The organism is Streptomyces sp. NBC_00237 (genome assembly GCF_026342435.1).
Taxonomy (GTDB): Bacteria; Actinomycetota; Actinomycetes; order Streptomycetales; family Streptomycetaceae; genus Streptomyces.
In genome coordinates this window covers 325,553-348,332 of record NZ_JAPEMT010000005.1, presented here as the reverse complement: position 1 = coordinate 348,332, position 22,780 = coordinate 325,553, and the positions used below count along the sequence as shown (strand labels likewise).

The window sequence follows — 22,780 nt, the reverse complement described above, 5'->3', positions numbered from 1 at the left end:
AGCAGGGCGGTCTAGACCAACTCCCGCCCGCTGCCTACGGCGCCGCCTCGCCCCGCGCCCGTACGAGCGCGTCGTCGTGGTGGGTGAAGAGCGGCGACAGTTCGGTGTTGTCGTACGTCCGGTGGAAGACCCCGGTGGCCGCGCTCGACATCGGCGGCACGATCCACGACCAGTCGGCCCCGACCTCGCGCCCCTTGGCCTCCTCGCGGTCGAGGTGGGTGAGGAAACGTTCCGACTCGGTGTGGTGGTCGGTGATGGTGATGCCCGCACGGTCGAAGGAATGGAGCACGGCACGGTTCAGCTCGACGAGCGCCCGGTCCTTCCACAGCGAACGGTCACTCGTGACGTCGAGCCCGAGGCGCTCCGCGAGCGGCGGCAGCAGGTTGTAGCGGTCGGCGTCGGCGAGGTCGCGGGCGCCGATCTCGGTTCCCATGTACCACCCGTTGAAGGGCGCGCAGGGGTAGCAGATGCCGCCGATCTCCAGGCACATGTGCGCGATCGCGGGTACGGCGTGCCAGCGCAGGCCCCACTCCTCGGCCCAGGTGTCCTCGGGGTGCTGGAGCGGCACTTCGAGCACCGCCTCGTCGGGCAGCTCGTACAGCCTGGGCCTGTCGTCGCTGCCCTGCACGATCAGCGGGAGTACGTCGAAGGGAGTACCGGGACCCCCTCGCCAGCCCAGCCGCATCGCCAGCTCCGTGAGGCCGGTGTTGCGGGGGTCGCCGACGATCTCGCCCCCGGCTGCGGTGTAGCCCGCGTACCGGATCAGCTGCTCGTTCCAGACGCGGGGGCCGGGGCGGGCCGGAGTGTCCGGGGCGAAGACGGTGATCAGGGGCCTGATGCGGCCGCCGTTGCCCGCCTCTTCGAGGTGCTCGACGCACTCTCGCGCGACCGTGTCGGCGTCGCTGATGTGGCGGCGGTCGCGCACGCGCAGGGAGTTCCAGTAGAGGCGGCCGATGCAGCGGTTGCTGTTGCGCCAGGCGACGCGGGCCCCGAAGGCGAGTTCGCCGGGGGTGTGCCGGTAGGTGCCGGTGGCGTCGATCTCGGCGTGCACGGCGGCCAGGCGCGGTCCGGGGTCGCCGTGGGCGGGGGTCTCGCGGTGGTGCAGCCGTACGAAGTCCTCGGCGAGGCGGTGCAGAGTGTCGAGGCCGAGGGCGTACGCGCGGTTGTCGGGCTGCCCGGTCAGGGCCCGGTCCGGCTGCTCCGGCTCGGGCAGCAGCCCACCGTGCGCGACGGGGCAACGGGCGGCGCGTGCGGCCTGCGGGGCGGGCGAGGCGGCCCAGTCGCGGTCGTGCCGCTCAGGGGCTCCGGGCGGGGTGACCGGCTCCCGTCCGCCGGGCTGCCGGGGGACGCCCGGTGCCGTGGCCCCCTGGCGTATCGCGCCGTGCCGGGGTCCGGAACCCGCCTCGGGTCCCGGAGAGTCGGCACCGGTGCGGTCGGTCGCCGGTGTTCGGCCGGATATCCGGTCCACGGCTCGCTGAAGATCGTTGCGCATCCTGCTCGCATCCCCGGGCATCGACGATTCACGCCCGGCGACGTCGACCAACTCGCCCCGCCGGGCCGTTCCTCCCGCATGATGCCGCCGGGTTTACCCCCGATGCTCGCCGATCATCCGGATACGTACGGGCCGCCGGGGAGCGCGGGGAAGCGCGCGAAGGCGTGACCAGTGCGGCGCACGCCCCCTCTCGGCACCGAAGAGGCCCCAGGGCGTTCGCCCCTGCCTCAACTCGACCTCTCGCCCGGACTGTCCGGAGGGGAACCGGCGGACGCGCCGACGCCGACGGACTGAGGTGCTCGCGCTATCCGGTTCGGCGAGGACGACCCCGTGCAGGGGCGCGGTGGAACAGCGGGACCGGAACGGAGGATGCCGGACGGCGCGGGCCGCCCTCGTCCCCCGCCCGCGCCCCGTGCAGGCGGTGCACGGTCAACGGTGGCGCGGACACGGGCGGATCGGCCTGCCGGTCGGCGGCCACCTCGCCCGGCGGGTCGAGCCCTTCCGGTCCCGCGTACCGGCGTCGTCGAGGCGGCAGCCGGGGCGTCGACCGGCCCGGGGCCCTCCGCGCCTCAGCAATCGCTCACGGAAGACGGACGCGCCTGCCCGCCCAGCGGTACGGCCAACTGCGCCAGGGCGCGTTCGATGGCGTGGAGGTGCACGAGGGCCGTCACGTCGGGGGCGTGCTCGTCCGCAGGGGCGTTCTGGGCTCCCGAGGACGCGTTCCGGGGCGCGACGAGCGCCTCCACGGCCCGCTCCACCCGCCAGCAGGCGGCGGTGAGGCGTGCGTCGTGGGACGCCTCGGCGTCGGCGGCGATGCCCGCGAGACCGCGCACCTCACGGGCACAGTCGTCGAGCAGGGCCAGCACCTGGCGGGCCCGCGCCTTGCGGGCGCGTACCGGGCTCAGCGGATGGACGAGCGGGGCGAGCGAGAGCCTGACCCGGCCGAGCAGCAGCTCCAGTTCGGCGACGTGCGGGGAGGGGTCGGCGTGCGCCTCCCCGGCCAGTCGGCGGGCGGCTTCCCCCGTGCACACACGCACGGAGTGCAGGGCGCGCTGGATCCACGCGTCGGTGGCGGCGTGCGTGGTGACGGGGAGGACGACCGCGACGGCGAGGGCCGCGCCGATCGCGCCGACGGCGGTCTCCTGGACCCGCAGGACGAGCAGCCCGGGGTGCAGCACGCCGAGCAGCCCGTACAGCAGACCGGCCATGACGGTGACGAAGAACATCATCCAGGAGTAGCTGGGGCCCGCCGTGTAGAAGATGCCGAAGACGCAGACGGCGACGAGGGCCGCCGTGGGTACGGGGGCCCCGTCGAGCGGGATCGCGACGAGGAATCCGGCGGCGATGCCGACGACCGTGCCGAGCACCCGGCGGAAGCCGCGCACCAGGGTCTCGCCGCGCGAGGCGGTGTTGACGAAGATCCACCAGGCCGCGCCGACCGCCCAGTACCAGCGGTCCTCGGAGAGCACTTGCCCGATCGCGAGTGCGAACGCGCACGCGGCGGTGACCTGGAATGCCTGGCGGGTGGTCGGCCGGGCGAAACCGAGGCCGGTGAGCGGGGCGGGGCCGACGGGCGGCGGCGTGCGCCGTTCGATGCGCCAGAGCCCGAAGCGGACCAGGGCGGACACAGCGGTCGCGATCGCGACCGATCCGTACAGCTCGGGAAGCTGTCCCGGCACGGCGTGCAGGAACTGCGTGACGAAGAACATCATGAAGCCGAACGTGCCGAGCGCGTGCCCGCGCGGCCCCCACCGCCGTGCGTACGCGCCCGCCAGGACGACCGCGAGGAAGGCCAGGTCGCGCGGGAGCGGGTGGTCGTGCAGGAGGGTGGCCAGGGCGAGGACCGGGAAACCGGCGACCGGCAGCAGGACCGTCGTGAGGGCCTGGCGGGGGACGGTCGGGTCCTGGACGGTGAAGAGCGCCAGCAGGGCGGCGAGACCGCCGACGATAGACGCTGTCAGGGACATGCCGCACAGTTCGGCGACGGCGACCGCGCAGCCGATGCCGATGACGGCACGGGTCGAGACCCGCAGCCGCAGCAGTCCCGGGTCCGGTGCGTGGAACATCCTCTTCACAGCGGCAGCCCCGCCCCCTCGGTCGTGTGTGTCGCGCGCGTCGCGTGTGTCGTCCGGCTTCGCGTGCGCCATGTGCGTCGTATGCGTCATCTGCGTCATGTGCGGAGGCCGGGTGCGCGGCCTCGACGTTTCGGACATGGAAAAGGCGCCGCTGGTCCGCTCGGCGCCGTCGCCGACCGGGCGCTGCGCGGCGCCATCAGTAGGCAGAGGAAAGCATTAGATGGGACAGTGGCTCAACTCGTGCTGCGGGAGCTGTGCCGTTGGTACAGTCCTGGCGCGGACGAGTGAGCCATGAGGAGGCCAACGGACCATGGTGGTGCGACTTGTCAGTGGATGAGCTGGACACCCGGATTCTGCGTCTGCTGATCGAGCAGCCCCGCACGAGCGTGCGCGAGTACGCCCGGATCCTGGGGATCGCACGCGGCACCCTCCAGGCGAGGCTGGACCGGCTGGAGCGGGAGGGCGTGATCACCGGCACGGGGCCGACCCTGTCCCCTGCCGCGCTCGGGCATCCGGTGCTGGCGTTCGTCCACGTGGAGGTGACGCAGGGGCATCTGGACGAGGTGGGGGACGCGCTCGCCGGGGTGCCGGAGATCGTGGAGGCGTTCTCGATCACGGGTGGCGGGGACCTGATGACACGGGTGGTGGCGCGGGACGCCGGTCATCTGGAGGACGTGATCCAGCGGCTGATCCAGGTGCCGGGCGTGGTCAGGACGCGTACGGAGGTGGCCCTGCGGGAGCGGGTGCCGCACCGGCTGCTGCCGCTGGTGGAGGCGGTCGGGAGGGCGGCGCGGGCCCGGTGATCGCCTGAGCCATCCTTGTCTCATGAGTACACCGCACTCGCTCTTCGTCCTCTTCGATCTCGACGGCACGCTGGTGGACAGCGAGCCCAACTACTACGAGGCGGGGCGTCGCCTCCTCGAACAGCACGGCGTGCCGGACTTCAGCTGGGAGGAGAACGCCCGGTTCATCGGCATCGGGACGCGCGAGACGCTGGAGATCCTGCGGGAGCGGTACGGGATCGCCACCGGCGTCGACCTGCTGCTGGCCGAGTACAACCGGCTGTATCTGGAGCTCGCCCGCGCCTCCACCGAGGTGTTCCCCCAGATGCGCAAGCTGGTGGAGCGGCTGCACGCCGAGGGGGTGCCGATGGCGGTGGCGTCGGGCTCCTCGCGGGAGGCGATCGTCGCGGTGCTGGAGGGCACGGGGCTCGACGCGTACCTGGGCGAGGCGGCGGGCGCGGTGATCGTGTCGGCGGAGGAGGTGGCGCACGGCAAGCCCGCCCCGGACGTCTTCCTGGCCGCCGCGGCGCGGCTGCGGGCGGAACCCGGGTACTGCGCGGTGTTCGAGGACGCGGCACCGGGCGTGACGGCGGCGTTCGCGGCGGGGATGCGGTGTGCGGCGATTCCGTACATGGCCACGGAGTACCAGGCCACTGAGTTCCCGGCCACGGAGTTCCCGGCGACTGAGTTCGCCACCGCCGACCTGCTCTTCTCCGGCGGTCAGGCCGACTTCACTGCGGAGGCGGCGCTCGTCTGGCTGGGGCTGGGGTGAGGTGGGCCCGCCGCCTCGGCGGGAGGGCCCACCTGCCTCTCCGACGGTCCCCTCCCGCCTCAACCCGTGGGATGAGTCCCACGGGTTGAGGCGGGCCCCCCGCATCCCACCACGGGTTGACGACCTTCCTGTACGGGCTTCGTAGCGTTGCCCACATGAGACGACGCACCTTCCTGACCAGCGCCGCAGCGACGGCCACGGCATTCACCGCCCTCGGCGCGGGCTTCGGTACGAGCCCCGCATCGGCCGCCCCCGCACCACTGGAACTGCCGCGCCCCACCGGCCCGCACCCGATCGGTCTGGCCACCCTGCACCTGCGCGACGAGAGCCGGGCGGACCCGTGGGTCCCGGACGAGCGGCGGGAGTTGATGGTCTCGCTCTGGTATCCGGCGCGGAGCGCGTCGGCCACTTCGGCGGCGTACCTGACCGCCGCCGAGTCGACGACGTATCTCGCCTCCGCCGGATTCGACCTGCCGCCGAGGCTGCTGAGCACCGTCCGCACGCACGCCTCCGTGGGCGCGCGGGCGGAACGGACGCGCGGCGGGCTGCCCCTGGTGATCCTGTCGCCGGGTCTCGGCATGCCCCGGGCCACCCTGTCGGTCGTGGCCGAGGAGCTGGCGAGCCGGGGGTACGCGGTCGCGGGGATCGGCCACAACTACGAGGCCGACGGGATCACCTTTCCCGACGGGCACACCACCGCGGGCAAGGTGCCGGACCGGAGCCACTTCCCCCGGCTGGGCCTCGGGCGGGCGGCGGACGTGTCCTTCGCGCTGGATCAACTTCTGTCAGGACACGGCCAGTTGCCGTGCGGCGTACGCATCGACGCCGGGCGCATCGCGATGGCAGGGCACTCGGCGGGCGGCTTCAGCACGCTTCCCGCCATGCTGCGCGACCGCCGGATCCGGGCCGGGCTGAACATCGACGGCAACTTCCACGTCCCGAACGACGTCCCGCTGGACCGCCCGTACCTGATGCTGGGCATACCCAGCCACGTGCCGGGCGGCCCGGACCCCACCTGGGACGCGACCTGGCCCGAACTCACCGGCTGGAGGCGCTGGTTGAGCGTGGAGGGGGTCGGCCATCTGTCGTTCACCGACGTGGCCCCGCTGGGCAAGCAGCTCGGCATCCCCTTCCAGGACCTCGACGGCGGGCGCGTGGCCGCCCTGACCCGGGCGTACGTCGCGGCGTTCGCCGACACCCATCTGCGGGGACGGCCCGCCGCCCTGCTCGAAGGGCCTTCGCCGCTCTACCCGGAGGTGCGCTTCCACCGGCCGGGCCCATAACACGCGGCGTATGCCCTTCCGGGATGCCCCAACTCGTCATGTCCACGCTCATACTCGCGACGTACGTGTGAAGCGTGTGTGACGTACGGGTAAGGCGAAGCACACATCTGCGCGTGCGGCAACGAACAGCTCTCCCCCTCCCCCACCCACGATCGGAGTGGACGTTGCAACCCACCAGATGGACGGCGGCAGTGGCGGCGCTCGCGCTGACCACGGGACTCGTGAGCACACTCGCGAGTTCCGCATCGGCCGCGGCGCAGCCCCCGCCCGCCCCTCAGGCCAAGTCCGCGGCGCGTGCGATCGCCGCAGCCGACGCGGCCGTGAAGAGCGGTTTCGACACCGCGGTCAACGCCGCGTCGCAGACGTACGAAAGACGCCAGGTCACGCCCTGGGTGAAGGACCTCTACTCGGTGGCGTACGAGCGAAGATACCGGGGCCTTCCGGTGGTCGGCGGCGACGCGGTCGTGCTCGCCGACGGCGAGGGGAACGTGCGTTCCCTCCAGTCTGCTTCGCAGACCCGCATCGACGTGTCGATCCAGCCCTCGGTCACCGCGAAGCGCGCCGAGACGGTGTCCCGCTCCCAGCAGGCCAAGACCGACAAGGTCAGCGGCAGCCGACTGGTCGTCAAGATCAAGGACGGCAAGCAAGTCCTCGCCTGGGAGACGACCTTGACGGGTCGTCAGGCCAAGGCGCCGAGCAAGCTGCATGTCTTCGTGGACGCGCGGACGGGTAAGGTCGTCGACAGTTACGACGAGGTCGTCGCGGGCACCGCCAACAGCAAGTGGAACGGCCCGGCCCCCGTCGCCATCGACACCACCAACGCGAACGGCACCTACTCCCTGCGCGACCCCAACCGCCCCGGCCTGAGCTGTGCCGACTACGCCACCGGCCAGGTGTTCACCAAGTCCACCGACTCCTGGGGCAACGGCAATCCGACCTCCAAGGAGACCGGCTGCGCCGACCTGATGTTCGCGGCGCAGAAGCAGTCGGACATGCTCACCCAGTGGCTCGGCCGCAACGGGGTCAACGGGCAGGGCCGCACCTTCCCCGCCAAGGTCGGGCTGAACGAACTCAACGCGTACTGGGACGGCAGTTCCGTCACCATTGGCCGCAACAGCGCCAACGAGTGGATAGCGGGCGCGGACGTCGTCGCCCACGAGTACGGGCACGCCATCGACTCCAACACCCCCGGTGGCACCGGCGGCCAGGAGTCCGGGCTCGGCGAGGCGACCGGTGACATCTTCGGTGCGCTGACCGAGGCGTACATGAGCCAGCCCTCCCCGTTCGACGTGCCCGACTACACCGTCGGCGAGATGATCAACCTCCAGGGCCGGGGCCCGATCCGCAACATGTACAACCCCTCGGCCATCAACAACGACCCGTCCTGCTACAGCTCCTCGATCCCCGGCACCGAGACGCACGCCGCGGCGGGCCCGATGAACCACTGGTTCTACCTGCTCGCCGAGGGCACCAACCCCGGTGGCGGCAAGCCGAACTCCAGCACCTGCAACCAGTCGACGCTGACCGGCGTCGGCGTCCAGAACGCCGGAAAGATCTTCTACGGGGCGATGCTGCTGAAGACCAGCAGCATGTCGTACAAGAAGTACCGCACGGCGACACTGACCTCGGCGAAGACCCTGGACACCGCGACCTGCAACCTGTTCAACAAGACGAAGGCCGCGTGGGACGCGATCAGCGTGCCCGCCCAGCCCGGTGACCCGACCTGTGTGCCGGACGGCCAGAACAACGACTTCTCGATGGCGCTGAACCCGGCGTCGGGCACCGTCCAGCAGGGCGCTTCGGTCTCCACGACCGTCGTCACCAACACCACGACGGGCAACGCCCAGTCGGTGGCGCTGACCGCGAGCAACCTGCCCGCCGGGGTCTCCGCGACCTTCAGCCCCGCGACGGTGCAGTCCGGCCAGTCCTCGACGCTCACGCTGTCCGCCACGGCGAACGCCGCACCCGGCACGACCACGATCGCCGTGAAGGGCCAGGGCACCACGCTCTCCCACAGCGTCGACTACGTGCTCAACGTCGGCGGCACGGTGCCGCCCACCGACCCGCCGAACATCAGCGTCGACAACGTCCGCGCACACCTCGCCCAGTTCGGCACGATCGCCTCGCAGAACGGCGGCAACCGCCGGGCGGGCAGCGCCGGTTACACCCAGTCGCTGGCGTACGTGAAGGGCAAGCTCACGGCCGCGGGCTACCAGGTCACCGAGCAGACCTGCACCACCTGCACGTACCCCTCGAACAACCTGATCGCCGACTGGCCGGGCGGCCCCGAGGACCAGACGACCATGTTCGGCGCGCACCTCGACGGCGTCTCCGCGGGCCCCGGCATCAACGACAACGCCTCCGGCTCCGCGACGCTCCTGGAGAACGCGCTCGTCCTGGCCCAGAAGAACCCGACGATGACCAAGCACGTGCGCTTCGCCTGGTGGACGGACGAGGAGCAGGGCCTCAACGGCTCCGAGTTCTACGTCAACCGGCTCACGGCGGCGCAGCGCGCGGCCATCAAGGGCTACTACAACTTCGACATGGTCGGCTCGACCAACGCCGGTTACTTCATCAACAACGTCAACTCCACCACCGCCGCCCCGCTGAAGGCGTACTGGACCTCTCTCAACCTCGCTCCCGAGGAGAACGTCGAGGGCCAGGGCCGCAGTGACGACGCGTCCTTCCAGGCGGTCGGCATTCCGACCTCCGGCTACGCGGCCGGGGCCAGCGCCCGCAAGACCGCCGCACAGGCGCAGAAGTGGGGCGGCACGGCGAACGCCGCGTACGACTCCTGCTACCACAGCGCCTGCGACACCGTGAACAACATCAACGCCACGGTCCTGGACCGCAGCGCCGACGGTGTCGCGTACGGCATCTGGAAGACCTCGGTCGGCACCGGTACCCCGACGCAGGACTTCTCCATCGGCGTCAACCCGGCCGCGGGCAGCGCCAACCCGGGCGGCAACACCACCGCCACGGTCACCACCCAGACGGTGAGCGGCAACCCGCAGCAGGTCGCCCTGTCGGTCTCCGGCGCCCCGTCCGGTGTGACGGCCACCGTGAGCCCGACGTCCGTGCAGTCCGGCAGCAACGCGACGCTGTCCGTGGCGGTGGGCGCGAGCACGACCCCCGGCACGTACACGCTGAACATCACCGGTACGGGCACGACCACCCACAGCACCACCTACACGCTCACGGTCGGCGGCGGCACCGGCTGCACGCCCCGCCAGCTGGTCACCAACGGCGGCTTCGAGAGCGGCCAGACCGGGTGGACGACCACCAGCGGCGTCATCACCAACCAGGCGGGCCAGCCCCCGCACGGCGGCACCTACATGGCCTGGCTGAACGGCTGGGGCACCACGCGCACCGACAACGCGGCCCAGACGCTGACGATCCCGTCGGGCTGCGCCTCGTACAAGCTCTCGTTCTTCCTGCACATCGACACGGACGAGAACGAGAACGTGGTGTACGACAAGTTCACGGTCCAGGTCGGCAGCAAGACGCTCCAGTCCTTCTCCAACGTGGACGCCAACACGGGGTACGAGCAGAAGACCTACGACCTGGCGGAGTTCGCCGGTCAGACGGTCGCACTGAAGTTCAACGGCACGGAGGACCAGTCCCTCCAGACCTCCTTCGTGGTGGACGACGTGACGGTTCAGGTGAACTGACCCCACCCCGCCCCGACGGCTCTCCCCCCGACTGCGAAGTCGGGGGGAGAGCCGCTTTTCGTGCATCGAATTCCAGCCAAGGCGCTTGCTCCGCCTGGGAGTTGCAGGCCAATGTGACCGGAGCCACACCTTCCACTGTCGATTACTTAGGCAAGCCTAAGCTAAGTTAACTCCTGTCCGCCTCCCACCCGGAGGCACTTGACGTATCGGAGATCGACTCGGCATGCCCACCATCACCCGCCGCTTCCGTCGCACCGCCGCCACCGCCGTCGCCCTCGCCGCGGGCAGCTCCCTCGCCCTGACGGGCACGGCGTCCGCGCAGGCCAAACCGGCCGCCGGTTCGACCGTCACCTCCGCCCAGCTCACCGCCGGCCTCTACCAGTCCTCGTACTCCGAGCGGAACCACGTGCTGTGGGCGACGGCCGCCGTGGGCCGCCCGCCGGTCACCAAGTCCTCGCTGATGAAGGTCGATCCGCGCTCGCTGGCGGTGCGGGCGACGTACACCCCGCCGGTCACCGACCCGGCCACCGGCGCCGTCGAGGCCGTCTACGGTGTCGCCGTCGACGACGAGCACAACACCGTCTGGACGACCAACACCCGCAACAACTCGGTCTCCGTCTACAGCCAGCGCGACGGCAAGCACCTGGCGAGCCTGCCGAACGTGGCGCACGCCCGTGAAATCGTGGTCGACGAGCGCCGCGACACGGTGTGGGCGAGCGGCTTCGGCGACGGCACCCTCGTCGCCTTCGACTCCCGTACGTTCAAGGAGAAGAAGCGCGTCACGGTGACGGGCAGCCAGCCCACCGGCCTGGCCCTCAACAAGCGCACGGGCACGGTCTACGCGGCCGACTTGGGCGGCGACCGCATCGTCGAGGTCTCCCCTCACGCCAAGGAGCCGCGCCTGATCCCCACCGGTGACGGCCCGATCTCGATCGCCCTGTCCGCCGACGGCCGCACCGCGTACACCGCCGACCAGGCCGCGGGCAGCCTCTCCGTCGTCGACCTCCGCAAGGGCGCGGTCGCCAAGACCGTCCCGACCGGCGCGGGCGCCCTGTCGGTCGCCACCGACGTCCGCTCGGGCAAGGTCCTCGTCGCGAACCGCGGCGCCGGAAACGTCACGGTCGTCGACCCCCGCAAGGGCACGGTCGTGGAGACCATCGCCACCGGCGCCAACCCGAACCACATCACGGTGACGCGCGGCACCGCGTACGTCGTGGACAAGTCCGCCGTGGGCACGGAGCGCCAGGACCAGGCGCACCGCATCCGCATCGGACGCTGAGCCGTCCGCACCGGACGCCAGGACGGCGGACCGGTGACCGGCCGGCCCGCAGGCCACCGGTTCCGCTGACCCCCGGCTGCCCGGGACCCGAGGTGACGGGTCCCGGGCACAGCCATGCGCCCCGTCAGGGGCGCGGGGCTGTACTGAATGTGCGGCTCCGCCGTGCGGGCGCGACCACACAACGCATCGGCGTCATGCCCGCACGGCGAAAATCGGCATCGTGCCCGCACGGCAAAAGGGGCCCGGCGCGACTCCGCACCGGGCCCCTCACTCAAGCCGAGACCTACGCCCCGCTCTCCCTCAGCATGTCCTCGCGCTCGACGTACTTCACCCGCTCACGCCCCTCAGGCGCGCCCAGCGCCTTCTCGGCCGCATCGAGCTTGTACCAGCCCTCCCACGTGGTGAACCGGACCCCACGCCCCCCGAGGAACGCCTCGACGCCCTCCGGCTCCGGCGCGGCCGGCTCGTGCAGCCGCCCGTTCGCGAAGTCGTCCAGCAGGTTCGCCACGGTCTCGTTCGCATCGCCCTTGGTGTGCCCGATGAGACCGACGGGACCGCGCCGGATCCACCCGGTGACGTACGTCGACCGGAGGTGCTCGCCGGACTCCTCGATGACCCGTCCGCCCTCGTCCGGAACGGTCCCCGACGCGACGTCCCACGGCAGCTTCGGCAGCTCGTCCGACAGGTAGCCCACCGCCCGGTACACGGCACCGAGCTCCCAGTCCTTGAACTGACCGGTTCCCTTCACGTTGCCCGTGCCGTCGAGCTCCGTGCGCTCGGTCCGCAGCCCGACGACCTTTCCGTCCTCGCCCAGGATCTCCGCCGGGTTCTCGAAGAAGTGCAGGAACAGCTTGTGCGGGCGGTCGCCGATGTCGCGGATCGCCCAGTTCTCCAGGGTCTTGGCGACCATGTCGGCCTGCTTGTTGCCGCGCCGGGTGGCGATCGAGCCCTCGTCGTAGTCGATGTCCTCGGGGTCGACGATGACTTCGATGTTCGGCGAGTGGTCCAGCTCGCGCAGCTCCATCGGGCTGAACTTGGCCTGCGCCGGGCCACGACGCCCGAAGACGTGCACCTCCAGCGCCTTGTTCGCCTTGAGCCCCTCGTGGACGTTCGGCGGGATCTCGGTCGGCAGCAGCTCCTCGGCGGTCTTCGCGAGGATCCGCGCGACGTCGAGCGCCACGTTGCCGACGCCCAGCACGGCGACCTTCTCGGCCTCCAGCGGCCAGGTGCGCGGGACGTCCGGGTGTCCGTCGTACCAGGACACGAAGTCGGCGGCTCCGTACGAGCCGTCGAGGTCGATGCCCTTGATGTCGAGGGCACGGTCGGCGGTCGCGCCGGTGGAGAAGATCACCCCGTCGTAGAACGAGCGCAGGTCGTCCAGGCTGATGTCGTTCGGGTAGTCGACGTTGCCGAACAGCCGCACCTGCGGCTTGTCGAGCACCTGGTGCAGGGCGGTGATGATGCCCTTGATGCGGGGGTGGTCGGGGGCGACTCCGTAACGGATCAGGCCGAACGGGGCCGGCATCCGCTCGAAGAGATCGATGGACACGCCGGGTTCGACCGCCACCGCGGATTTCAGCAGCGCGTCGGCAGCGTAGATCCCGGCGGGGCCGGCTCCGACAATTGCTACTCGCAGGGGGCGAGGCATGATCAGGTTCCCTTCGAGGAATGGCGAGCGGCAGCACCGCTGAATCACCCCGAAGCCTAAACTAAGGCAAACCTAAGTCAGTAGCCGGGTCCGATCTATGACCCCATAAGGCCGACTTATGAGATACCCAAGCCATCGCAATACCCCTCCCCCGCGTGCGGCATCCTCTTGACTGCATACCCCCCAGGGGTATGGTGAGTGCTACGACATCGGGACTTTCCAGGGAGATCGCCATGAACACGGGACTCAAGATCACCGCCTTCGGCGCAGCCGTCGCCGCGACGTTCGGGGCGGCCTACGGGATCGGCAAGGGCGTCGGCCCGCTCGGTACGGACGAGAAGCCCGCCCACGCCTCGGAACCACACCGGGAACCCGCCCCCGACACCGGCGCCGACGAAGCGGCCGCACCCCCCGGCGGCCTGCAGGTCTCCGAGGCGGGCTACACCCTCGCCCTGGACACCCCCCGGGTCTCCACCGGCGAACGCACCGCGCTCCGCTTCTCCATCAAGGACGCACAGGGCCGCAAGGTCACCGCGTACGAACGCGAGCACGAGAAGGAACTCCACTTCATCGTCGCCTCGCGCGACCTCACCGTCTTCCGCCACCTGCACCCGACGCGAGCCGCCGACGGCACCTGGTCGACCACCGCGGACCTCCCCGCGGCGGGCGGCTACCGCGCCTTCGCCGACTTCAAGCCCGCGAAGAAGGGGGCCACGGCCCTCACCCTCGGGGCGGACCTGGCGGTCTCCGGGACGTACACTCCGAACCCCCTCCCGACCCCGTCCCGGACGGCAGACGTGGACGGTTACCGGGTGACGCTGGCCGGGGTCCTCAAGCCCGGCAAGAGCGACACGCTCACCCTGAAGGTCGCCAAGGACGGCAAGCCCGTCACCGACCTCCAGCCCTACCTGGGCGCTTACGGCCACCTCGTCGCGCTGCGCTCCGGCGACCTCGCCTACCTCCACGTCCACCCGCACGGCACGCCCGGCGACGGCACCACCCGCCCCGGCCCCGACGTCACCTTCAGTGCGACGGCCCCGAGCCCGGGTACGTACCGCCTCTTCCTGGACTTCCAGCACGAGGGAAAGGTGCGGACGGCGGCGTTCACGGTCGAGGCGGGCAAGGCGACCGGGGGCACGCCGGGCGGGACGACCGCCTCGCCGGAAGCGGGCCACGACGACACGCACAGCGCGGACCAGCACTGAGGCAAGCCCTGCGCGCAGCGGGTACCTTCCCCCGGCCCGCCTGACCCGCCCGCCCGACTCAGCCCGTGAGCTCCGCCCGCCACGGATGCCCGGGGTGGACGAGCTCCAGCCACCCGGCGAGGGCTTCCCGCCGCGCGGGTCCCAGCAACGGCAGCACTCCGTCGAAGTCCGCCCGGTCCTTGGCCCGTTGCGCCTTCGCCTTGAACAGCAGCACCAACTCCGGTGCCAGGTATGGGATGCCGTCCGCCGTCCGCTCGATGACCGCGTCGTACGGCAGCCGCAGGCTCGCGTCCCGTCGGCAGATCCACGTACCGCCGTCGTGGGGCTCCCGGAAGACGTCGAAGAGGAACTGGCCGCTGCCCGGATCCCTGAACCAGGTCTGATGCGTGGCCGCCAGCGCTTCGGCTCCCGCCCCCGCCCAGAGCCGTCCCGAACCCACCGCGTCACACGCCAACTCGGGGAAGAGGGACCGGAGTTCGGGGAAGCCCGCCGCGGGCACGGCGATCTCCAGATCGCCGTGCGGCCGGGTCTGTTCCCCCCGGAAGAGATCCAGCGCCCACCCCGCCGCGACGCACCAGGGCGTACCCACCCCGTCCAGCCGCTCCGCGACCTGCTCCGGACGCCAGGCACTCCCCCAGCGGGCGTCCGCCTCGTCCTCGTCGAGCACAACGCCACCGGGCGGCAGGAATTCAGTCATCGGCACAACCTACTGACCCTCATGGCACATCAGTCTCATTTACTGCTCGCACCCCTCTACCACTGACATGTGAACTGTGAAATTGTACGGTCACACCTTGCACGGGCATGACAACCCCGGGGGTTCAACTCCCTTTGTTCCCACGGTCGTTGACAGCCCGCTCCCCCCACCGCCGTTCCCCACGAACGGCCGTCTATTGGCCTGGAGGCCCTTGCTGTGCGCAGAACCCCCACGTTCACGCAGCTCACCCGCCTGCTGATACCCGCCGCGACCGCGGCGAGCCTCGGACTCACCCTGCTCGCGCCCAACGGGGCGGCGGCCGCGATCCCGGTCGACGCCGGGGCGTTCAAGCCTGCGGCGAATCCCGCCGCGACACCGCAGCCGGGCCTCGCCCCGCTGCCCGCCAGCGCCACCGTGCTGGCCGCCGATCTCGCACCGGGACACGCGACCACCTCCGCGCGGTCGTCCTTGAAGGCTTCGGACGCCGCGCCCCGCCCCCCGCGCCCCGCACCGCAGAACTCCGAGGACCGCAAGAAGGCCCTCGTCCAGGAGAAGGCCGCTGCGGACTGCAACGTCAGTGACTTCGCCTCACGGACCGGCGCGGCCCTGGTCGAGCAGATCAAGAAGTCGGAAGTCGGCTGCGTCAACACGCTGTTCCAGGTGACCGGCGGAGACGCCAAGGCCGTCTTCCGCGAGGAACAGATGGTCACGGTGGCGAACGCCCTGAGAGACGTCTCGGCCAACTACCCCGGTGACAACAGCACGTTCGCGAGCCAGCTGGTGCTGTTCCTGCGCGCCGGATACTTCGTCCAGTTCTACCAGCCGGACACCGTCGGCGAGTACGGCCCGGCCCTGAAGAGCGCCATCCAGGGTGCCCTGGACGCCTTCTTCGCCTCGTCGCACGCCTTCGACGTCACCGAGGCCAACGGCCAGACCCTGGCCGAAGCGGTCATCCTGATCGACAGCTCCGGCGAGAACATCCGCTTCCTGAACGTCGTCAAGCGCCTCCAGAAGGACTACAACAAGGCGTACGACGAGTTCTACTGGATGGTCGCGGCCGTCAACAACACCTACACCGTCATGTTCCGAGGCCACCAGCTGCCGGAGTTCGCGGCCGCGGTGAAGGCGGACCCGAGCGTCCTCACCGGCATGCGCGACTTCGCCGTCGCCCACGACGATCTGCTCGGTACCGACAAGTCCTACCTGGTCAGCAATGCCGGACTCGAAATCGGCCGCTTCCTTCAGCACGCCGACCTGAAGGACGTCGTCAAGCCGCTGGTCAAGGAGCTGCTCGGCCGCAGCCAGATGACCGGACGCACCGCCGCACTGTGGATCACCGTCGCCGGGATGACCGACGCGTTCGACAAGGCGAACTGCGCCGAGTACGGCACCTGCGACCTCCAGAACCGCGTGCGGGACGCCGTCCTGACGGTCAAGCACTCGTGCGGCCCGAGCGCGAAGGTCCTCGCCCAGGAGCTGTCCGCCGCCGAGCTGGCGGCCACCTGCGAGAGCGTCCTCAAGCAGGACCCGGTCTTCCACAACGTCGTCAAGGACCCCGGCCCGGTCAAGGACGACAACAACACCAACATCGAGATCGTCGCCTTCAACTCCAGCAACGACTACCGGACCTACGCCGGAATCATCTTCGGCATCGACACCAACAACGGCGGCATGTACCTGGAGGGCGACCCCGCCGCCCAGGGCAACCAGCCGCGCTTCATCGCCTACGAACAGGCCGCCTCGGACGGCGCGTTCCAGATCTGGAACCTCAACCACGAGTACACCCACTACCTCGACGGCCGCTACAACATGCACGGCGACTTCCAGGCCGGGCAGACCACCGCGACCGTGATGTGGGTCGAGGGCTTCGCCGAGTACCTCTCCTACTCGTACCGGGACGTCCCCTACGACAGGGCCATCGAGGAGGCGGGCAAGAAGACGTACTCGCTCAGCCAGCTCTTCGAGAACACCTACTCCAACTCCGACACCACCCGCATCTACCAGTGGGGCTACCTCGCCGTCCGCTACATGCTCCAGTCGCACCCCAACGACGTGGCCACGCTGCTCGGCCACTACCGCGCGGGTGAGTACGAGGCGGCCCAGACCTTCCTCCGCAACACCATCGGCAACAGGTACGACGCTGACTTCGCCAACTGGCTGAGCCAGTGCGCGAGCGGCTCGTGCGGCCAGCTCCCCGCTCTGAGCGGCCGCTGACCGTCCGCAGCTCCCCGACGAGCACACACCCGGCGGAGCCCGGTGGCGCGCGCACTCCCGTGCACGCGGCGCAGGGCTCCGCCCTCGTCGTACGCGGTCAGGGCCTGTTCGGGGCTCAGCCCGCCGCCCCGCGGGGCGGCGCACCCTCAGCCGAGGAAGCTCAACCGCACCTTCCGTTCCGGGTTGTCGACGTTCGTGTCGACCAGGCACACCGACTGCCATGTGCCCAGCTCCAGTTGACCGGCGACGACCGGGAGGGTGGCGTGCGGGGGGACCAGGGCCGGGAGAACGTGGTCGCGGCCGTGGCCGGGGGTGCCGTGGCGGTGGTGCCAGCGGTCGTCGGCGGGGAGGAGGGTGCGGAGGGCGGCGAGGAGGTCGTCGTCGCTGCCCGCGCCGGTTTCGAGGACGGCGATCCCGGCGGTGGCGTGCGGGACGAAGACGTTGAGGAGTCCGTCGCGGCCGGAGGCGGCGTCGGCGAGGAAGTCGGCACAGGCTGAGGTCAGGTCCATGACGGTTTCCGTCGAGCCCGTGATGAGGTGCAGGACGCGGGTCGTGAATGTGTCGGCCATGGTGACATGTTCCCGTATCAGGGCCGGAAACGGCCGTCTGGTGGGATCGGGCATCCGGATCGTGGGACGGCTGTTTACCGGGGGCCTGGCGTGCTGGCTACGTTCTGCCCTCATCTCCCCTTGGAGCCCTTGGAGGCGTGCCATGGGGGTGCGGCCGGAGCTGGTGCGGCGGGGGCTGATCGCGCCGTAGGGGGCTTCCGTACTGCGACCCACACGGCGGTCCTTACGGCGGTCCTTACAGCGGTCCGTACGGCGGGAAGATCTGCGAGCCTCACCTCGTTGGTAGAAGCATGAACAACTTCGGGGTGCGGGACGTGAACGTCGTCGTCATTGGCGCCGGGCAGGCGGGGCTGGCCGCCGCCTACCATCTGCGCAGGTCGGGGCTGGTGCCCGACCGGGACTTCGTGGTCCTGGACCACGCCCCCGCGGCGGGTGGGGCCTGGCAGTTCCGGTGGCCTTCGCTGACGTACGCGAAGGTTCACGGCATGCACGCGCTGCCGGGCATGGAGCTGACGGACGCCGACCCCACGCGCCCCTCGTCGGAGGTGATCCCGGAGTACTTCGCCGCGTACGAGAAGGCTTTTGACCTGCACGTTCACCGGCCGGTTCACGTGGCAGCCGTACGGGAGGGCGAGGGCGGGCGGCTCCGGGTCGAGACGTCGGCGGGGGTGTGGCAGGCGCGGGCGCTGATCAGCGGAACCGGGACCTGGGACCGGCCCTTCTGGCCCCACTACCCGGGGCAGGAACTCTTCCGGGGACGTCAGCTGCACACAGCGAACTACCCGGGTCCGGAGGAGTTCGCGGGGCAGCGGGTCGTGGTGGTGGGCGGTGGTGCGTCGGGGACGCAGCACCTGATGGAGATCGCGCCGTTCGCGGCGGAGACGACCTGGGTGACGCGGCGGCCTCCGGTCTTCCGGGAGGCCGAGTTCGACCAGGAGTGGGGACGGGCCGCCGTCGCGCGGGTCGAGGAGCGGGTGCGGCGGGGACTGCCGCCGGAGAGCGTGGTCGCGGTGACGGACCTTCCGGTGAATGACGCGATACGGGAGGCCAGGGCGAGCGGCGTGCTGGAGCGGCTGCCCATGTTCGACCGGATCACGGAGACGGGGGTGGCGTGGGACGACGGCCGGGCTCCGGTCGAGGCGGACGTCATCCTGTGGGCCACCGGGTTCCGGGCTGCGGTCGAGCACTTGGCACCGCTGCGGCTGCGGGAGGCCGGGGGCGGGATCCGCATGGAGGGGACGCAGGTGGCGCGGGACCCGAGGATCCAACTGGTGGGGTACGGGCCTTCGGCGAGCACGATCGGGGCGAACCGGGCGGGGCGGGTGGCCGTGCGGGGCGCGCTGCGTGTGGTGAGGGGGGTGGGGGCCGAGGTGTGACGGCGGGGCGTCGCGACGGAACGTGACGGGGGGCGCGCGGCTTCGCTGCCTTCGGCGGAGAAGGGCGCGCGGGTGCGCCGCCACCTTCGGTGGAGACGGGCGCGCGGGTCTACCGCCCCCGGCGGTTCTTGTTGAATTCGGCCACGTTGCGCTTCTGGACCTCGTAGTCGTCCGTGAAGCGGGTGTCGCCGGGTTTCACCGTGACGAAGTACAGCCAGTTGCCCGGCGGGGGCGTGCGGGTGGCCCGCACGGCCTCCAGGCCCGGGTTGCCGATCGGTGTCGGAGGCAGGCCCTTGCGTTCGTACGTGTTGTACGGGCTGTCGATCCGGGTGTCCTCGTGCGTGGTGTCCAGCGTGCTGCGGTTCATGGCGTAGTTGAGGGTCGAGTCCATCTGCAGGGGCATGTCCCGGGCCAGCCGGTTCTGGATGACCCTGGCCACCTTGCCCATGTCGTCCGCCGTGTCCGCCTCCGCCTGGACGATGCTCGCGATCACGACGTCGCGGCGCACCTCGGGGCCCGCGCCGAGGCGTTCCCCGGCCGTCTTGACCATGTAGGTGAGGAGGCTGGAGGCCGTGGTGCCGTCCTTCACGGGGTACGTCGCCGGGAAGAGGTAGCCCTCGGGGTTGCCCTGGGCGGCGGCGGGAAGTCCCAGGTCCGTGGAGGCCGCCGCCTTCTTCGCGGTACCGGGCGCCGCGCCGACGGCCTTGTCCACCGCCGCGTACACCTGCGAGGACCGCCAGCCCTCGGGAATCGTCAGGGACGTGGCGCGGCCTGGGCCGTCCTTCGTCCACACCAGGAACAGCACCACTCCCACCGTGACGGCGCCGAGCGCGGCGAGGGTGCACACCAGCAGGATCAGCCTGCCCCGCCGCGGTCTGCGGCGCGGGGGCGGGGGCGAGACGTGCGGGGACTCGAACTCCATACCGGAACGCTAACCCGGAGGCGGGGTCAAATGACCGTCACCTCCGCCTGATGGGTGCATGCAGGGAACACACGAACAGGGGATCGGGTGTTCGCTGGAACGCGTGATCGTACCGGCTTCCCTTGCTCAACTCCCTTGTGGCGCACGATGCTTACGGTGCGCAAGCGGCGGGCTGCAGACCGTGGTTGTGCTGTCCCACACACGCACGAGTTACGCGGCACACCGGTGCCGCAGCACAAGGAGAACCCAGATCATGAACCTCATCACCGACCTCCTCGCCGGCTTCTTCCACTTCCTGGGCTGGATGGTCTGACCGAGGTCCCGCCGCGGCGCCGTTCCTCCCCCGTCCCAGGGGAGGGGCGGCGCCGTCGCATGCGCCCGGGAAGCGGCAGCGCTCACGAGGAAGCGGCAGCGCTCACGACGTGGTGGTCAGCCGGGCGTCCCTGCGGACCAGCGCGGCGTAGCGGCCGTCGTGGGCGAGCAGTTCCTCGTGCGTGCCCCGCTCCCGTATGCGGCCCGCGTCCAGGACCACGATCTGGTCGGCGTCGCGGACGGTGGAGAGGCGGTGGGCGATGGTGATCGTGGTGCGGCCCGCGGAGAGGTTGTCGATGGCCTGCTGCACCGCGTGTTCGGTGCGGGTGTCCAGGGCGCTGGTCGCCTCGTCCAGGATCAGGACCGGCGGGTCGCGCAGGATGGTGCGGGCGATGGCCAGACGCTGCTTCTCGCCGCCCGAGAACCGGTAGCCGCGTTCACCGACGAGGGTGTCGTAGCCGTCGGGGAGCGAGGCGATGTGGTCGTGTATCTGGGCGGCTTCGGCGGCGGCGCGCAGTTCGTCGTCGGTGGCGTCGGGCTTGGCGAAGCGCAGGTTGTCGGCGACGGAGGCGTGGAAGAGGTACGTCTCCTGGGAGACCACGCCGACCGCGCGGGCCAGCGAGTCGAAGTCCAGGTCGCGGACGTCCGTGCCGTCGAGGGTGACGCGGCCGCCCGTGACGTCGTACAGCCGGGGCACCAGGTAGCTCAGGGTGCTCTTGCCGGAGCCGGTGGGCCCGACCACGGCGAGGCTGCCGCCCGCGGGGACCGTGACGTCGATGCCGGTGAGGGTGGGACCGGACTTCTCGTCGTAGGCGAAGTCGACGTTCTCGAAGCGGACCTCGCCCTTGGGCGCGGTCAGCCGGACCGGGTTCGCTCGCTCGGTGATGTCGACGGGGAGGTCGAGGTACTCGAAGATGCGCTGGAAGAGGGCGAGCGAGGTCTGCATCTGCACCCCCGTCGAGAGCAGGCTCACGGCGGGGCGCAGCAGGCCCTGCTGGAGGGAGACGAAGGCGACGAGCGTGCCGAGGGAGACGACGGGCGCTCCGGCGTTCATCGTGAGGCCCGCGGCCCAGTAGATGACGGCGGGCATGGCGGCCATCACGATGCCGATGGTGGACATCCGCCAGCGTCCGGCCATGTTGGACCGGATTTCGAGGTCGACCAGGCGCTCGGACTCCTCGGCGAAGTTCTTGGTGAGGGAGTCGGAGCGGCCCATGGTGCGCCCGAGCAGGATGCCGCTGACCGACAGGGACTCGGTGACCGTGGCGGACATCGAGGCCATCTGCTTCTGGCGCTTCGTGGTGATCTTCTTACGTTCGTGGCCGACCTTGCGGCTGATCCACACGAACACCGGCAGCAGGAGCAGCGAGACGAGCGTGAGCCGCCAGTCCAGGGCGAGCATCGCGACGACCGTGGCCACGACCGCGGTGAGGTTGGAGACCAGGGAGGTCGCGGTGGAGGTGACGGTCGCCTGCATGCCGCCGATGTCGTTGGCGATGCGGGACTGGACCTCGCCCGTGCGGGTGCGGGTGAAGAAGGCCAGGGGCATCCGCTGGAGCTGGGTGTAGACGGCGGTGCGCAGGTCGTGCATGACGCGCTGGCCGACCGTGGTCGATATCAAGGTCTGCAGAACACCGAAGACGCTGGTGACGACGGCGGTGACGATCATGCCGAGGGCGAGCAGCGTCAGCAGGCCCGTACGCCCCTGAGGGATGGCGACGTCGAGGATCTCGCGGAGCAGGAACGGCGAGGCGACGCCGACCAGCGAGGACGCGCCGACGAGCAGGCCGACCAGGGCGAGCCGCAGGCGGTAGGGGCGGAAGAGGCGCAGGATGCGGCGGACCTCGGCGGGCGGCTGTTGGTTGCCCGGTTCGGGATCAGGGGGCGTCCAGAGCTTTTCGGGGGTCATCTGTCGATCGGGGTGCATGGGCTCCCTCGGGGGTGCGGGTTCGGGGTTTTCCGAGCGTAGTTCATTGTTACCTATACTCACAATGCACGGGGTCCTGTTATTGTTCCCGGCATGAGCACACATTCGGATGACGGAATGCTGGCCGAGCAGCTGCTGCGGCTGACCCGTCGCCTGCACCGCGCCCAGAAGCGCCAGCTGGAGCCGATCGGCATCACTCCCGGCCAGGCCCGCCTCCTGCGCGTCGTCTCCCGTTTCTCGCTGCGCGACGACGCCGCCCCCCGCATGACCGACCTGGCCCGCAGCCTGGAGGTCGTGCCGCGCGCCGTGACGACCCTGGTGGACGGCCTGGAGCAGCAGGGAAGGGTGCGCCGCGTGCCCGACCCGGCCAACCGCAGGGTCATCCGCATCGAGCTCACCGATGGAGGCCGCGACACCCTGGACGCGCTGCGCAGCGCGCGCCGGGACGCCGTGGAGGACATCCTGGCTCCATTGACCGCCGACGAGCGCAAGATTCTCGGCGGCCTGCTGTCCACCCTGGTCGACGGGGGCCCGCCGCAGCCCTGCTGAGCCACCG

Annotated in this window: 17 protein-coding genes; 10 read left to right on the top strand and 7 right to left on the bottom strand. The window is 70.7% G+C overall.

Annotated features, from left to right (window positions below):
• Positions 1–34: 34 nt before the first annotated feature.
• Together OG897_RS37310 and OG897_RS37305 are read right to left on the bottom strand one after the other, a co-directional pair.
• Entirely contained in the window at positions 35–1,135 is a 1,101-nt protein-coding gene (locus OG897_RS37310; RefSeq protein WP_266664598.1) for a nitric oxide synthase oxygenase, read from the bottom strand.
• Between the two features lie 926 nt (positions 1,136–2,061).
• Complete coding sequence (locus OG897_RS37305; RefSeq protein ID WP_266664596.1) at positions 2,062–3,558, bottom strand: FUSC family protein; 1,497 nt, start codon at positions 3,556–3,558, stop codon at positions 2,062–2,064.
• A gap of 332 nt (positions 3,559–3,890) precedes the next feature.
• On the opposite strand from OG897_RS37305, the gene OG897_RS37300 reads away from it, so the two are divergent.
• The 5 genes from OG897_RS37300 to OG897_RS37280 all read left to right on the top strand — a co-directional run bounded on the left by OG897_RS37300 (position 3,891) and on the right by OG897_RS37280 (position 11,354).
• The gene (locus OG897_RS37300; protein WP_266664276.1) at positions 3,891–4,370 is read left to right on the top strand and encodes an Lrp/AsnC family transcriptional regulator; all 480 of its coding nucleotides are present in this window, start codon (positions 3,891–3,893) and stop codon (positions 4,368–4,370) included.
• A 22-nt stretch (positions 4,371–4,392) separates the two neighbouring features.
• Positions 4,393–5,121, top strand: coding sequence for an HAD family phosphatase (locus tag OG897_RS37295; RefSeq protein WP_266664274.1), 729 nt, complete (start codon positions 4,393–4,395; stop codon positions 5,119–5,121).
• Between the two features lie 155 nt (positions 5,122–5,276).
• Positions 5,277–6,404: an alpha/beta hydrolase gene (locus OG897_RS37290; protein WP_266664272.1), complete on the top strand. Its 1,128-nt coding sequence runs from the start codon at positions 5,277–5,279 to the stop codon at positions 6,402–6,404.
• Between the two features lie 191 nt (positions 6,405–6,595).
• Positions 6,596–10,075: a M28 family peptidase gene (locus tag OG897_RS37285; protein ID WP_266664594.1), complete on the top strand. Its 3,480-nt coding sequence runs from the start codon at positions 6,596–6,598 to the stop codon at positions 10,073–10,075.
• Positions 10,076–10,298: 223 nt separating this feature from the next.
• Positions 10,299–11,354 carry a YncE family protein gene (locus tag OG897_RS37280; RefSeq protein WP_266664270.1) on the top strand — a complete coding sequence of 352 codons (1,056 nt, stop codon included), beginning with the start codon at positions 10,299–10,301 and terminating at the stop codon, positions 11,352–11,354.
• A 283-nt stretch (positions 11,355–11,637) separates the two neighbouring features.
• Here OG897_RS37280 and OG897_RS37275 read toward each other — a convergent pair whose 3' ends face one another.
• Positions 11,638–13,002 carry an FAD-dependent oxidoreductase gene (locus OG897_RS37275; RefSeq protein ID WP_266664268.1) on the bottom strand — a complete coding sequence of 455 codons (1,365 nt, stop codon included), beginning with the start codon at positions 13,000–13,002 and terminating at the stop codon, positions 11,638–11,640.
• A 233-nt stretch (positions 13,003–13,235) separates the two neighbouring features.
• On the opposite strand from OG897_RS37275, the gene OG897_RS37270 reads away from it, so the two are divergent.
• Positions 13,236–14,207 carry a hypothetical protein gene (locus OG897_RS37270; protein ID WP_266664266.1) on the top strand — a complete coding sequence of 324 codons (972 nt, stop codon included), beginning with the start codon at positions 13,236–13,238 and terminating at the stop codon, positions 14,205–14,207.
• Between the two features lie 58 nt (positions 14,208–14,265).
• On the opposite strand, the gene OG897_RS37265 is transcribed toward OG897_RS37270, so the two are convergent.
• Entirely contained in the window at positions 14,266–14,904 is a 639-nt protein-coding gene (locus OG897_RS37265; RefSeq protein WP_266664264.1) for a hypothetical protein, read from the bottom strand.
• A 216-nt stretch (positions 14,905–15,120) separates the two neighbouring features.
• Here OG897_RS37265 and OG897_RS37260 point away from each other — a divergent pair, with 216 nt between their 5' ends.
• Positions 15,121–17,118: a collagenase gene (locus tag OG897_RS37260; RefSeq protein ID WP_266664262.1), complete on the top strand. Its 1,998-nt coding sequence runs from the start codon at positions 15,121–15,123 to the stop codon at positions 17,116–17,118.
• Positions 17,119–17,264: 146 nt separating this feature from the next.
• Here the strand turns inward: OG897_RS37260 and OG897_RS37255 are convergent, their stop codons facing one another.
• Positions 17,265–17,687: a YjbQ family protein gene (locus OG897_RS37255; RefSeq protein WP_266664260.1), complete on the bottom strand. Its 423-nt coding sequence runs from the start codon at positions 17,685–17,687 to the stop codon at positions 17,265–17,267.
• A gap of 290 nt (positions 17,688–17,977) precedes the next feature.
• Here OG897_RS37255 and OG897_RS37250 point away from each other — a divergent pair, with 290 nt between their 5' ends.
• Positions 17,978–19,063, top strand: a complete 1,086-nt coding sequence (locus OG897_RS37250) for an NAD(P)-binding domain-containing protein (RefSeq protein WP_266664258.1) — start codon at positions 17,978–17,980, stop codon at positions 19,061–19,063.
• Positions 19,064–19,172: 109 nt separating this feature from the next.
• On the opposite strand, the gene mltG is transcribed toward OG897_RS37250, so the two are convergent.
• Positions 19,173–19,985: an endolytic transglycosylase MltG gene (mltG, locus tag OG897_RS37245; RefSeq protein WP_266664256.1), complete on the bottom strand. Its 813-nt coding sequence runs from the start codon at positions 19,983–19,985 to the stop codon at positions 19,173–19,175.
• A 187-nt stretch (positions 19,986–20,172) separates the two neighbouring features.
• Here mltG and OG897_RS37240 point away from each other — a divergent pair, with 187 nt between their 5' ends.
• A complete protein-coding gene (locus tag OG897_RS37240) occupies positions 20,173–20,298 on the top strand; it encodes a hypothetical protein (protein WP_266664254.1) in 126 nt (41 codons plus the stop codon).
• A 102-nt stretch (positions 20,299–20,400) separates the two neighbouring features.
• Here the strand turns inward: OG897_RS37240 and OG897_RS37235 are convergent, their stop codons facing one another.
• Positions 20,401–22,206, bottom strand: a complete 1,806-nt coding sequence (locus tag OG897_RS37235) for an ABC transporter ATP-binding protein (protein ID WP_266664592.1) — start codon at positions 22,204–22,206, stop codon at positions 20,401–20,403.
• A gap of 111 nt (positions 22,207–22,317) precedes the next feature.
• Between OG897_RS37235 and OG897_RS37230 the strand changes: the two genes are divergently transcribed.
• On the top strand, positions 22,318–22,773 hold the full coding sequence (locus OG897_RS37230) for a MarR family winged helix-turn-helix transcriptional regulator (protein WP_266664252.1): 456 nt from the start codon (positions 22,318–22,320) through the stop codon (positions 22,771–22,773).
• Positions 22,774–22,780: the final 7 nt, after the last annotated feature.